Genomic DNA, 14,271 nt, shown 5'->3' on the forward strand with positions numbered 1-14,271 from the left:
TATTTTCTCCGGCTTTTTCTTCTAATTAATCTTCCTTAGAGTTTCTTTTTATTGCATATGCAGCGAATCCCATAAGGGCAATACCTGCAACGGCGAATATTATAGTACCTATACCACCAGTCTGCGGAATAGTTATTTTTTTATTCTTTATTTGAGTTGCATCACCTGTATTAATTTTGTCTCCTGATAATGGTTCACCTGCTACGTAGTCAATATTTCCATCTGTATTGAATGAGGTTGCAGAAACCATAAATTCAACAGGTTCCTCCTGCTTTGCATAATCTTTTGGTGGATTAACTTCTTTATACTTGTAATTACCGTATGCCAAACCATACACTCCCCATTGACCTTGCTCGTTTGTGATAAATTTGTGTGCTTCGTCTTCTGAATTAACCCATTTCCATTGAATAGCAGCAGTTTTTGCAGCTTCATCTCTTTTTGTTTTTAATTCTGCAATTTTATCAGCAGCCTCTGGTTTTTTTACTGCATTTTGATATTCAGTTTCTGCTAATACTAGGGCTTGTTGATTAGCATCAATCTCGTTATTGGCAAGCTTTGCTAAATATTTACTACCATCTGCATTAGAAATAATAAACTCGGCACCATTTAATCTTTCTTTTCCATCTTCGTTAGTCTTTACAAACTTCTTTCCACCTGTTCTTACTATCACAGGCTCTGGAGTTATTGGCTCAGGATTGTCGTTTTTCTTGTTGACAATTTTTAATATTCCATCTTCTTGTACAGCATAGTTTGGAACCCATCCCTTTACATCTTTTTCTATAACTCTATACTGTTTATTATTGTCAAGTCCAGTCCATTCTCCCGAAGTAGTAGTACTATTTAAAGTCTTATTTTGACTATTCACATCACTCCACTTATTTCCTTGCGGATCGTATACTTGTAAACTTAATGTAATTTCAAGTCCATTTGGCCAACTAACATCTCCACTTGATGCTAAAGGTCCATTTGTAAATGATTTATTTACAGTAATCTTACCATCTTTCGGTGTTACAGGCGGCGGATTATTGTCTCCTGGCTCTGGTGTATAACCTGGGTTGTTACCATAATGTAGCGTATTTGTATTTTGCAACGGATTATTTATAACCGCTTCAGAATTCACTTTTGCTGAATATTTTAATGTGAAAATAACACTAGTATTTTCACCATCTATTTCTTCACCTTGCCCATTTACTCTAAATTTTGAACTATTTGGTGCTGTTTTTTTAGCCAACTTCGTCAAACCTGAATTAGTTAATACAAGAACAAAGCTATCATTTTCTTTAGTTATGGTATAATCATTGTCTTTTTCTAATTGTATATTCGGTTCTGAAGACAATGTAATATCATCGTTCAATGTCAAACCTTTTGACAATTTATCAGACCATGCTAGCTTGTTATAAGTAGATCCAGCTTTAATAGTAGATGTTACTACGTATGGTATCTTATCCCCTATCTTAACAGATTTGTTTTCCAAATTGTCAATAGCAGCTTCACCACTATTTGCATTTTTATCTAATTCCTTTTTATTATCTGGTTTACCAGTCTCTGTATTCTTTGGGTAAACATGAACATTTTTTTGAATTCCATTTTGATTGACTAATGGTAAGGTTATTTCTACAGGAACTGCCTTCATTGCAGAAAGAGTTGCTCCGTCATTTCCAACATATGTAGAAAGCTCTCTTACTTCCACTATTCTATATTCTGTCGGCTTATCCTGTGGTAAATTTGACACATTAAATTCTGCTCCACTTTCTGTAGTCAATTTACCAAAGGCTTCCTTTACATCATCTGTTGATTTAAGCTTGCCGTTTTCTAATTCAGGTGTATCTTTACCCTTAATATACTTCCAAGTCTCGCCGTCTTTATATTGCCATGCAAAATAAACATTAGCTATCTCCTTGGCATTACTGGCACCATTTAGCTTTTTAAATGCCTCTAAATTCTGAGTTCCATCATATCCCTCTGGGCCTTTTACATTCCAGCTCTTCATCGTGTTATCATCTAATAACAGCTTATGAAGCGTTACAGTTTCTGTTTTCGTTGCTTTTTCTTCTGCGGCATATAGGCTCGGAGCCAAAACTCCAACAACCATTACCAATGACAGAATCAATGACAACATCCTTTTAATTTTTTTCATTTCTTTCTCCTTTTCACTTTTAAAACATCGCTATTCATTTTATGCTCAGTTGCATATTTATTTCAAATCAAAGGCACATAAATTAATAATATATCGTAAAGCTCCTATTTTTATATACCTTATCTTATTGAAAATATATTTAGACTTTTTCATTTTTTAAAGGCTTCGCACCCCAAAATCATTGGGGTGCCTAAGCTTTGCTAGATAATCTAATATCAATACCTTTACAAAAATACTTATGAATGTGTTACCTCTTAGCTAATAATCAAACTTCTTCTTTCCGAATCCATACACCGCAAAAAGCATGATTCCGACACCTACTCCAATAAATGGAACACTTCCCATTCCCGAGGTTTGTGGGTATGTAGCCTTGGAATTTTCTATATCCAGCTCATATGTAGGAGTTAAGTCATTTTCAGCAGCTTTAAGAAGCTCTTTTTTTATTTGACTCGTACCAATGTCAACACCTGATATTATTGGATTTTCAGTTTTAATTCTACCTTGATCATCCAATTCCACTTTGTATATCTTGTCATTCTCTACCAAGAATGGTCCAATATCTTCAGGAATTCTCACATACTCCAATGGTGCACTGACTTCTCGTATCCAATATAGACCTTCTTCCAGTTGTTCGAACTTGGCAATTCCTTGATTATCAGTTGTCAATATTTTTCCTACCTTGTCCTTTTCTTCTACTGGTACATAAGTTCCATCCTCATTTTTTACGGCTTTATAAAGTGCAAATTCCGCACCAATAAGTTTCTTTTCTTTTTCGTCAGCATCTATCTTAGTGATTTGTAAATCTGGCTTTTTGAAGTTTTCAAGCTCTATCTCTTGATCATTAGCAATTATCTTGCCGTCTGGTCCATGAATTCCATCTTCATTTACAGTATACGGTCCCATAAAGTAATCTGGTTTTTGATAGCCTTCTTTAGGTTCAATTTCTTTAATGTAATATTTGATTTCAGGAAGCGTCTCATATGTCTGTCGCATCTTATCAAACACAATTTTACCCTCAGAATTCGTAAACCTTGTGACAGGCGTTAAGTCTTCAGGATTCTCAGCTCCAACCAGCTTACCTTCCTTTGCAGCTCTCAAATAAATGGTTTTACCATTTTTCAGCTTTCCATCTATTTCTTTAATAGTTTCATCAACCTCATAATAAAGTCCAAATTTAACACCAGCCAATATTTTTTTATTATCGGAATTATCTACTTTCTTAAAAACAAGTTTATTTGGATTATTGACCACTTGTATTCCAATAGTCTTGCTTGTCGCTTCATCACCATCCTCAACATCTATAATCTCATCGGTTTTAGTTGAATTACCTTTGTTATAAATTTCTGTTCCAGTTGTATCTTCATCGCTTTCATATTTTCTAATCCATGAGATAAATGATGTTTTTTTACCGTTTACATCCTGAATAGATTCTACTTTAAAGGTGTAGTGACCACCGAATCTAATGTAACCTAATGGAGCATGCTCTTCTACAATTTTGTATTCCCCTTCCTTTAACTGCTTGAATACTCCATGAGAACCGGATTGATAATGTATCTCTGGATATGGATTTGGCTCCTTATATGAGTCATTATCTTTTTTATATATCTTAAAAGTAGCACCTGACAATGCATCCAATCCACCATTGGAATTTTTCTCTACTTTCTTTATTCCAATTTCGGCTGTTTTTTCTTTGTAGTTGGCTATATCTAGATTTTCACTTCCACTAAGTAGTACGTTGCCATCCTCTTGAACTATTATTCTTTTCTTATCTTTATATGGTAGATAGCCTGCTGGTGCCGATATTTCTTCCAAATAGTATGTTCCTGCTCTTAATGATCCCAGCTCCAGTCTTCCATCTTGTCCAGAAGTATACTCTTTATTTTGTTCAACCTCTGTATTTTCATCATCCTTATACAGTCTGAATTTTGCTCCTGGCAATGCCAAGCTACTGTCTCCATCAATCTTTTTTAATATTACCTCTACAATTATCGGCTCATTTAAAATTGTTTTAAAGTCTTCTGTTATTTCTCCACCATCTTTTTTCGTTATAACTCCATCTTCACCTACCCTAAATTCTCTTACAGGATTTTCTGGCTTTTTGTATCCAACTGGAGGATGAAGCTCTATCAATTTATATGAACCTGGATGAAGCTTTTTAAATTCTAGCCTACCCTCATCATCAGTGTGTATTTCGTTAATAAAGCTTTCATCATCCTTTAACAATTGGAACTTTACATTAGACAGGGTTTTTCCGTTTTTTGAGTCCTTCTTTACAAAGGTTATTTCGTTAATATTATTTATAACATCTTGCTTTACTCTTTCTCTGTTGATAATTGTGGAAGAATATCCATTCCCTTCATAGAGAATTGTATATGCTCCATCTGGATTGACTTCTAGTATTCTGTATTCATATACATTCCCGTCTTTATCAAAAGGAATAAGATTCTTGTATTCAATCTTCCAATCTGGAGCATTTACTTCCTTTGGAGCTGGATTTTCGATTAGCTCTCCAGAAGAGTCATATTCTGGTACATTTTTATACTCACTATCGTCCTGTCCAACTAGCTTTCTTTGTAGCTGTACTTGTACAGGCTTAGTATTTTCTGGCATAGTTCCATCTGCCTTTTGCCACTGCTTGGATAGCTCCATGGGAACCATTGGCCCTGAAATTTTTGGTATAGGAAGCTGCCATTTTTTATCGTAATCACCATTTGGTTGTAGCGTTGTAGGTCCATTAGTTTCATACATTGTTCCTTGAATATACTTTGGATTTTCCGTATTTAAATGTACCTTGTATGTAAGCTCAATCTCTTGATCCTTACCTATATTTAGATTATCTAACTCAATACCCTTCGTTTTTATGGTATTTCCATTTTTTTCATAGCTCATTTCTTTAATGCTTGTAGAAATCATATTCATAATTTCTATCGGAATTTTTTTGCTACCCACATCTTTTATAGAAGTAACAATTGGTTCATTTTCTGCCAATGCTACCATTTCTCCCATTGGGTCAATTAGCTTTCCGTTGTTTACTGTCGGTGGATTCTGCTCTTCCAATTCAGTTAAAATTTGCTTCAAATAGACATCCAGATAATCTAGATTCTGAGCATCAAAGTAGTGTTCCTTTGATGAGGATATCCCAAACATAACCTCAAGAGCATCCAAGCGTGTAGCATTTAGACTTTGAGTCCCGACTATATTTGAGCTTCCAATTTGTATACCTAATGTATACATTTGATAGCCTTCTTTTTGTATTTGTCCACCAGATTCAATCGTTGCATATCCATGATTTTTTATAAGCTTATAGCCGTATCCATTGTTTGGCAATGGCTTTGTGTATAGATTATACAAGCCTTGAGTGTCTTTGTAATAGTAGTATCCATTATAATATAATGCACCTGGATAATAATTGTAATAAGTTACCGAATAGCTTCCACTATATCCATTATATATAAATGAATATACATCTCCATTTACTATTCTATTTTGAGTCGTATTATAGTAATACTTTTCTCCAAATGATGTTTTTGCGTAATCAGCATTATTATCATATGGCTTAGTCCTGTCTTCAACCCAGTATTCGGAATAGTAAGCCTGATTTGGCTGTTGGTAATTAGTAGCACCATTTATGTTGTAAGTATATGGCTGAATAAATCTATTCCCCGTACCAGTCTTAGTTGTATCAAATACATATTTACCGTTCTCATCAATATATTTTATAGGATTTGAGTATGTAGGCACCCCATCTGTTACTGTAAGAATAACCTTGTTATCAAAGCTTTCATTTTTCAGCAACTCTTTTGCCTTTTCTATTGCACCTTGTGTATACGTACCTCCAAGACCACTAGCATTTCTTTCCGCCGGAATTATTTGTGGAAGTCTATTAATTATTGTATCAGGATTGTTGGTAAACGGACTACTCTCATTATATGTGCTATATTCAGGAAATAATTCTGAGCCATAAGTTACCAAGGCTACTTTTGTTTCTTCATTCCCTGTTGAAACCAACTGCCTAGTAAAATTGGAAATAGCTTGATTCGCCTGAGACAATCTATCTGCATTATTGGAATTATTTCTCATTGAATTTGAATTATCATATACAATGACAACTCCCAAATTAGACTTCGTTCTATTTCCCTTAACTCTCACGTGAACTGTATACTCTCCTGGTCTTCCAGTTGGAACAATATATTTATTTACACCAGCCACTTCTCTAAGTTCCAGGTTTTTATAGGATCCATCAAAGGTATAAAGGCCTCTTGTATCTGTTGGATTTATATACTTTTCCTTGAATCCTGTAAAATTATCTTGCTCAGCAGTATATTCATATGTTTTATCGTCTGCAGAATATAGCTCTCTATGATATTTAGAATCTATCTTTTGTATATTTACATATTCTCCAGATCCCGAAGCCTGTCCACCCGTAGACGCTCCCGCACCAAAGCTTTCCACACTTGCAATCCCTGCAGCTTCCAAATTTGATGCTGGCGATATCCCTAATAATCTCAAGGGTTTGTTAAAGCTATCTATTATAAAGCTTGAACTGAGACTTCTATTTAACGAGCTGCTAGCATTACCTGTTAGAGCCGCCGGCTTCAATATATTATTTTCATTATTTTTCTTATTTGTAACATCCGTTATTTTCGTAATCCCTTCTCCGTCTACATAGACCTGCCAAATAGTATCTGCTTTTACATAGCCAGGAGAAGGCTTTGTTTCTTCAAGTCTATAATACCCCTCTTTTAAAGCCTTGAAAAACACACGCCCATCATCTTCTGAGGTTACAGTTTGATAAACATTCTTTGATGACCAAAAATCATCCCAATTTGACAAAGGATCAACTTTATCGTTCACTCCACCAATCCAATATAGAGTAAATGTAGAGCCCTTCAGAGGTTTATTAACTCCACCATCTAGCTTTTCATCTCCTGCTCTTTTAAATATATCAAGCTCACCCTTGTGATTGATTCTATTATTTTCAATCTGCCATTTATTATTTTCATTATCTTTTTTTACCGTATTGTTATCATTGCCTAAATAATCAACACTTCCATCGTAGTTTATTCTGAAAGGTCCGATTAATTCTCTAGCTTTTTCATATCCATTAGGTGATGACAATTCTTTTAACCAGTAATATGTTTTTCTGGAATTCCCTTTCTTATCATCGAAGTCTCTTTGAAGGTTTTTAAAAAGAATTTGACCATCTGCATTGGTTATAAATTTTTTATTTGTCGTTTTTGCCTTAGTTACATCATTTTCCGACGCCTTATAAAGCTCAAACTGTGCACCTTGCAGACCTACAGTTGCTGTAGTAAACTTCCCATTACTTCCATAGGTTCTTTTTTCTCCAACCTTCCTCATTTCCAAGTTGGCATCTTCCTTGAAATTAATAACGGTAACTGCCATTTCGGTTTGCTTTCCATGAATTATAGGTCTTGCAGATGTTGAAGATAGCTCCTTCTGTTCTCTATAGCTGTTACTATTCAACCAAGAAAAAGAGGTATTTCCTATTTTATAAAAAGTACTTTTATCTAATTCATCAGCCTTTTCAAAATCAAACTTAATATTATATGTCAATTTTATCCAAGCACCTTTGTTTTTGGTTTTAAAATTTAAATTTTCAACGTTTATTTTATCTGTATTCTTATCATAACTAATTTTTGAGCCAGTTAATATTTTGTCCTTGGCAAATGGTTCACCTCCAGCTACAAAGCTTTCGCTATCCGGATTCTCGATATAAAGGAAGGAACCATCAGAGGCTGTCAAAGAATAGTCCTCACGAGCAAATCCGCCATCAACTCCCAAATCAACATTGAAGACACTTCCCATTTGAGCTTCAATTTTTCCACTGTCTATGGTTTGATTTGGATCCACCTTCAACATAACTTCTACCTTATAAGTATTTGCAGACAACCTATCAATAATTCTCTTGCTAACCGTTCCCTTCCTTGTAGAAAAATATCCATTATCTTTAAATTCAACCTCATAGTCTCTTGGATTTCTTACCAAATCAGAATATAGAGACTCATAAGGCTCTGGAAATTCACCAGAAATCCTGGTATTTTCATCTGTCTTTATTTCCATCGGAAAATCTGGACTTGTTATAAATGCCTGATTCTGTTCATCAATATTTATCGTAAATTGCCAATATGTTGATGGTGGCTTGTATCCATCTGGTGTTCTAGTTTCTTCTATAGTATAATTTCCCTTTGGCAATTGCTTAAATTCAAAGCTAGATAGGTTTGCTCCATCTATTTCCCAAGTCTTCCCAGTATCACTTGTCACTTTAAATTTTGCACCCGTTAAGCTTTCACCATTTTCGTTTACTTTTTTTATAGTAAAGTCTACTGACTTATATAGTGGATCACCACCAAATTCAGAAAAATCTAATTGATTAGAATATGTCATCCTTTTATTTAAGCTTCGACCTTCATTTATTTCCGCAACCGGTTTAGTTGGATTTTCCTCATCACTATATTTTGTAATTGTATCATTATTATTGGCAATTACAGCTTCATCATTACCTTCTATATCCTGATTTCCTTCATGCTTCTTCTCAATTCTCGTACGTATAATATCATTGGCTAACAATGAATTTATTGGAACACTTGTAAATAAAAGAATAATTGCCAAAAATAATGTTACAATTCTTTTTATTAATTTCATATTTCTCTCCTCGCATATATTCAATACACTTGCTTTATTAATTTATCTTCTATTAATACTCTATAATTTTCCATAATTTAATATTCTATAATCTTCCATAATTCGTATAACAATTCTCTATAAAGTAAGAAATCAACAAAAATTCACCTAATATCATCTCCCTTCCAAGCTTTAAATTCTTTATGACTGCGATTCTGCCAATCTTTTATTTCTTTTTCAGTGATATCGATAAAAATATTTGAATACATAAAAAATGATTAAGCAAAAATATACAAACGACAACATTGCAATAATCTATATTTTTTCAAACAAATCCTCATTTTCGTGCTCATAATCACCAGCACTCTCTAAGACTTTATTTTTAACAATTTATCATTAGATAATTTTGCCAAACCCTAACTTAACTTAATATAACAAAAAATAATTCATTTGTCTTTTATTTTTTAATCAAATAAGAATATATAATCATAAGCTTCAGAAAATATATTTATTAAATTAAATAAATTATTCATTTCCCACTTTATCATATTAAAGCAAAAAAGTAAATAATGAATATTTTTTTGGTTATTATCGTGTATATATTTAAAAAATATTTATTTTTTTATCAAAAATACATAAAAATATTTATTATTTTTTATATTTTTTATTTAAATATTATTATAAATTTCCATAATAATTTCTAACTATTTTATATTACTATATTTTATAGAAACCTCAATTTATAAAATTGTAAAATAATAAGTTTTTCTAAGTAAATAATATGATATAATAAATTGTTAAATAAATATTTTTTATGCTTATATTTTTTGAAAATGCTACAAATAACTAGTTGTTCCCGAGAATACCATCTCGAAAAAGCTTCTATAAGCTTATATCATAAAATAATTTAAAACAGTTATTTATAAATAAAAAAGCTATTGACGAATTTCATCAATAGCTTTTTTAGACTAATTTTATTTATTTTTTACAAGGTAATAATATTTTACGAAAAATATCATTAACCTAAGGAAGGCTTATTAACCACAAATCAAATTTTCAAGAAAATCATTTGGTGGCACAATAGGGAATACATCATAGTCTGTATTCACTTCACATTCCACAAATAAAGATCCTTCAAAATTATATTCATCAATCACTTTTTTCAACGCTACTAAATTATCTACCCTGACTGAATCAATCCCAAACGAGCTTGCCAAATTTGTGTAATCAATTGTTCTATTAATATCAGTCTCAGAATATCTCTTATCTGAAAATAATTTTTGCCACTGTCTAACCATTCCAAGAGTATGATTATTAAATAGTATAATCAGGATAGGTATATTGTATTCTCTAACAGTGGCAAGCTCATTTAAGTTCATTCTAAAGCTTCCATCACCAGTTACCAACACAGTTTTTTTATCTTTATTACCAACGGCAGTCCCTATCGCTGCACCAAGTCCAAATCCCATAGTACCTAGTCCACCAGATGTAATAAAGCTTCTAGTTGGTTTAAATTGCCAATGTTGTGCAGCCCACATCTGGTGCTGTCCCACATCTGTTACCAAAACATTGCTTCCTTTTAAATCGACAGACTCATTTACCACCTTCAAAATATTTTGTGGATGAAAATCATTTGTGTCTATCCTATTTTTATCTTCAAAGGTTGAAATAGTATGCTTCCATTCAGAATGGTCTAAATTTGGACATACCCTTGTCAATTCCGACAAGATTTCTCTACAGTTTCCGACCAAGGATAGGTCGCATCTGATATTTTTTCCAACCTCGCTTCTATCCAGTTCTATATGAATAATTTTTGCATTTGCCCCAAAGGCAGAGCATAATCCAGTTCCTCTATCGCTAAATCTGACACCAACACCTATTATCAAGTCAGCATTTGCTGCTGCCAGATTACATTCTTTAAAGCCATGCATTCCCATCAGACCAAGAGATAACTCATCTTTTCTGTCAAAGGTTCCAAGCCCCATCAACGTATTTACAACTGGAATATCACATTTTTTTGCAAACTCAAAAAGCTCACTTTCGGCATTACTACTCTTCACACCCCCACCAGAATATATAATTGGCTTTTCGCTTTTCTCTATCAATTTTATTGCACTGGCAATATTCCCCTTTAAATTATCATCCTTTTTAAATTCAAAATTTCTATTGTCAATTTCGTCTAATCTTTCGTCATCAAATGGATCAAAATCAATTTCGCTTGTAAATAGGTCTTTTGGAATATCAATAAGCACCGGTCCTTTACGACCACTTTGAGCAACTCTAAAGGCTTCCTTTATCGTAGGAGCAATATCTCGTACATTTCTCAGTAAATAGTTATGCTTTGTCACTGATAGTGCTATACCTGTAATATCAATTTCCTGAAATGAGTCTCTACCTAGCATTGTAGTACCAACCTGTCCACTTATCATAACTATCGGAGTGGAATCAAGATATGCTGTAGCCAATCCAGTGATAGCATTAGTTGCACCAGGTCCCGATGTTGTAATACACACTCCTGTTTTCCCTGTGCTTCTGGCATAGGCATCTGCTGCGTGCACCAGCCCTTGTTCATGAGAAGTTCTTATGTGAAAAAATTCTTCTCTATAGTCATATAAAGCATCGTACAGTGGTATTACTGCGCCTCCAGGATACCCAAATAGAGTATCAACTCCTTCTTTTTTTAAACATTCCAATACTAATTGTGCTCCATTCATACTCAATTCTCCTATCTACAAATCGCCCCCTCTGCTGCAGATGAAACTAATTTAACATACTTACTCAGATATCCATCTACTTCCTTTTTCTTCGGCGAAAAATTATTTTTTCTATTGATATATTCAGCTTCGTCAATCTCTACATTTATCTCAGAGCTTTCTAAATCAATGCTTATCTTATCTCCATTTTCAATCAAGCCAATCATACCGCCTTCATAGGCTTCAGGTGATATATGACCTATACAAAATCCCCTACTTCCACCAGAGAATCTTCCATCCGTCAATAGACATACATCTTTATCCAAATCCATTCCAGATAGAACCGAAGTAGGAGTCAACATCTCTCTCATCCCGGGACCACCCTTAGGACCTTCGTATCTAATAACGACCACATCACCTTTTACTATCTCTTTTGATAAAATAGCACTTACTGCCTCTTCCTCAGAGTCAAATACCTTTGCAAGGCCTTCAAACCTCTTTATACTAGAATCGACTGCTGATTTCTTTATTACTGCACCATTCGGCGCCAGATTTCCTCTTAATACCTTTATACCTCCATCTTTTGAATATGGGTTATCATAATCTCTAATTACTCTATCTGACTTCTTGTCAACTAATGTTTCGCCTAGTGATTTCCCATAAACCGTCATAACCTCTCTATTAATTACTCCAAGCTTACTCAATTCATTCATCACTGCCTTTACGCCACCCTCTTCTTCAAGATCCTGCATATAGTGACCTCCAGCTGGACTTAGCTTACACAAATTCGGAGTTTTTTTGCTTACTTCATTTATTATATCTAAGTTTAATTCTACTTTCGCTTCGTGTGCTATTGCTGGCAAATGTAAAACAGTATTGGTAGAGCATCCCAAAGCCATATCTACAGCTAGTGAATTTCTAAAAGCTTCCTCTGTCATAATATCTCTAGGCTTTATATCATTTTTCAACAGTTCCATTACCTGCATACCAGCCAATTTCGCCAGTCTTTTTCTCGCTGAATAAACAGCAGGAATACTCGCATTGCCATTTAATGCCATTCCAAGTGCTTCAGTCATACAATTCATTGAATTTGCAGTAAACATTCCAGAACATGATCCGCAGGTCGGACAAGCATTATTTTCAAGTCCAAGTAAATCTTCTTCACACATCTGTCCATTTGTCACCTTTCCAACAGCCTCAAAAACTGTAGTCAAATCCACATTTTTGTCTTGATATCTACCCGCCAACATAGGACCACCACTTATCACTATAGTGGGAATATTGACTCTCGCTGCTGCCATAAGCATACCTGGAACAACCTTGTCACAACTAGGTATTAGTACTAATGCATCAAGGCTATGCGCTCTAGCCATCACCTCAATACTGTCACATATTATCTCCCTGCTGACAAGTGAGTATTTCATTCCTTCATGATTCATGGAAATTCCATCGCAAACTGCAATAGAAGGAAATTCCAGAGGTGTCCCTCCCGAAATCAGAACACCTCGTTTTACTGCCTCAGTTATCTCCCTAAGATTTACGTGTCCTGGCACAATCTCATTGAAGGAATTTACTATCCCCACAAAGGGCTTATTTATTTCTTCATCTGTCAGCCCACTCGCCTTTAATAAAGACCTGTGTGGAGCTTTTGTCAATCCTTGCTTCGCCAATGAACTTTTCATACTCAAAACCTCTTACTTTTTATTTAAAAAACTCATCATACTACGTAATTCTTTACCTACCTGAGTAACCTCTGAGTCCTTTGCTTCTTCTCTAAATCTGTTGAAATTCACCCTACCATTTTCATTTTCTGCTATCCATTCTCTTGCAAACTTCCCACTTTGTATATCATCAAGTACTGCTCTCATAGAAGCCTTGACATGGTCATCTATTACTCTTGCTCCAGATACATAATCTCCGTATTCTGCAGTATCACTTATAGAATATCTCATTCCTTCAAAGCCACCTGCATACAACAAATCTATTACCAGCTTCATTTCATGAAGACATTCAAAATATGCCACTTCTTTCTGATAACCAGCTGCAACCAATGTTTCAAAGCCAGCTTTCATCAAAGCATTTACACCACCACATAATACAGCCTGTTCTCCAAACAAATCGGTTTCAGTTTCCTCTTTAAATGTAGTTTCAAGTACTCCAGCTCTTGTTGCACCAATTCCTTTTGCATACTCCAATACGAATTTTTCTGCATTTTTACTATGGTTGTTATGAATTGCAAACACTGCCGGAACTCCACTTCCCGATTCAAATACACTTCTTACCAAATGTCCTGGTCCTTTTGGAGCAACCATCACAACATCTACAAAATCAGGGGGAACTATCTGACCAAAATGGATATTAAATCCATGAGCAAATACCAACGTCTGACCTTCTCTCAAATTCGGTTCAACATCCTTGTCATATACCACCTTTTGTTTTTCATCAGGTAACAGCATTACTACAACATCGCTATTTTTAACCCCATCTGCAACACTGTATACTTTGAATCCATCTTTTTCTGCCCTTTCTTTTGATTTGCTTCCCTCATATAATGATACACATACGTTCACTCCACTATCTCTCAAATTCTGTGTGTGCGCATGACCCTGACTTCCATACCCTACCACACAAACCTTTAAATTTAACATACTTTCAATACTTACATCTTTATCATAAAACAATTTTGCCATTTTTATTCTCTCCTTTATTTTTTATCAATATTTTCTTATTTTTATAAATATTCTCACTATTATTTCTGTAATTCTTTTTCTGACTTTATTCTGTTCTTATTTATCA

General features: G+C 34.2%; 5 protein-coding genes. All 5 read right to left on the reverse strand.

The window, feature by feature from the left end; genetic code table 11:
- Positions 1-25: 25 nt before the first annotated feature.
- Positions 26-2,137: a pilin N-terminal domain-containing protein gene (locus tag BM120_RS02215; protein WP_091992853.1), complete on the reverse strand. Its 2,112-nt coding sequence runs from the start codon at positions 2,135-2,137 to the stop codon at positions 26-28.
- A 258-nt stretch (positions 2,138-2,395) separates the two neighbouring features.
- Positions 2,396-8,803: a SpaA isopeptide-forming pilin-related protein gene (locus BM120_RS02220; RefSeq protein ID WP_091992854.1), complete on the reverse strand. Its 6,408-nt coding sequence runs from the start codon at positions 8,801-8,803 to the stop codon at positions 2,396-2,398.
- 1,016 nt (positions 8,804-9,819) lie between these two features.
- Entirely contained in the window at positions 9,820-11,496 is a 1,677-nt protein-coding gene (gene ilvB, locus BM120_RS02225; RefSeq protein WP_091992855.1) for a biosynthetic-type acetolactate synthase large subunit, read from the reverse strand.
- 11 nt (positions 11,497-11,507) lie between these two features.
- Positions 11,508-13,157: a dihydroxy-acid dehydratase gene (ilvD, locus tag BM120_RS02230; protein WP_091992857.1), complete on the reverse strand. Its 1,650-nt coding sequence runs from the start codon at positions 13,155-13,157 to the stop codon at positions 11,508-11,510.
- 12 nt (positions 13,158-13,169) lie between these two features.
- A complete protein-coding gene (gene ilvC / locus BM120_RS02235) occupies positions 13,170-14,165 on the reverse strand; it encodes a ketol-acid reductoisomerase (protein ID WP_091992859.1) in 996 nt (331 codons plus the stop codon).
- Between the last annotated feature and the right edge of the window lie 106 nt (positions 14,166-14,271).

The organism is Peptostreptococcus sp. D1 (assembly GCF_900112955.1).
Lineage (GTDB): Bacteria > Bacillota > Clostridia > Peptostreptococcales > Peptostreptococcaceae > Peptostreptococcus.

Coding starts and splice junctions, on each gene's coding strand:
- BM120_RS02215 (WP_091992853.1), bottom strand. CDS start 2,137: ATGAAAAAAATTAAAAGGATGTTGTCATTGATTCTGTCATTGGTAATG.
- ilvC (WP_091992859.1), bottom strand. CDS start 14,165: ATGGCAAAATTGTTTTATGATAAAGATGTAAGTATTGAAAGTATGTTA.
- ilvB (WP_091992855.1), bottom strand. CDS start 11,496: ATGAATGGAGCACAATTAGTATTGGAATGTTTAAAAAAAGAAGGAGTT.
- ilvD (WP_091992857.1), bottom strand. CDS start 13,157: ATGAAAAGTTCATTGGCGAAGCAAGGATTGACAAAAGCTCCACACAGG.
- BM120_RS02220 (WP_091992854.1), bottom strand. CDS start 8,803: ATGAAATTAATAAAAAGAATTGTAACATTATTTTTGGCAATTATTCTT.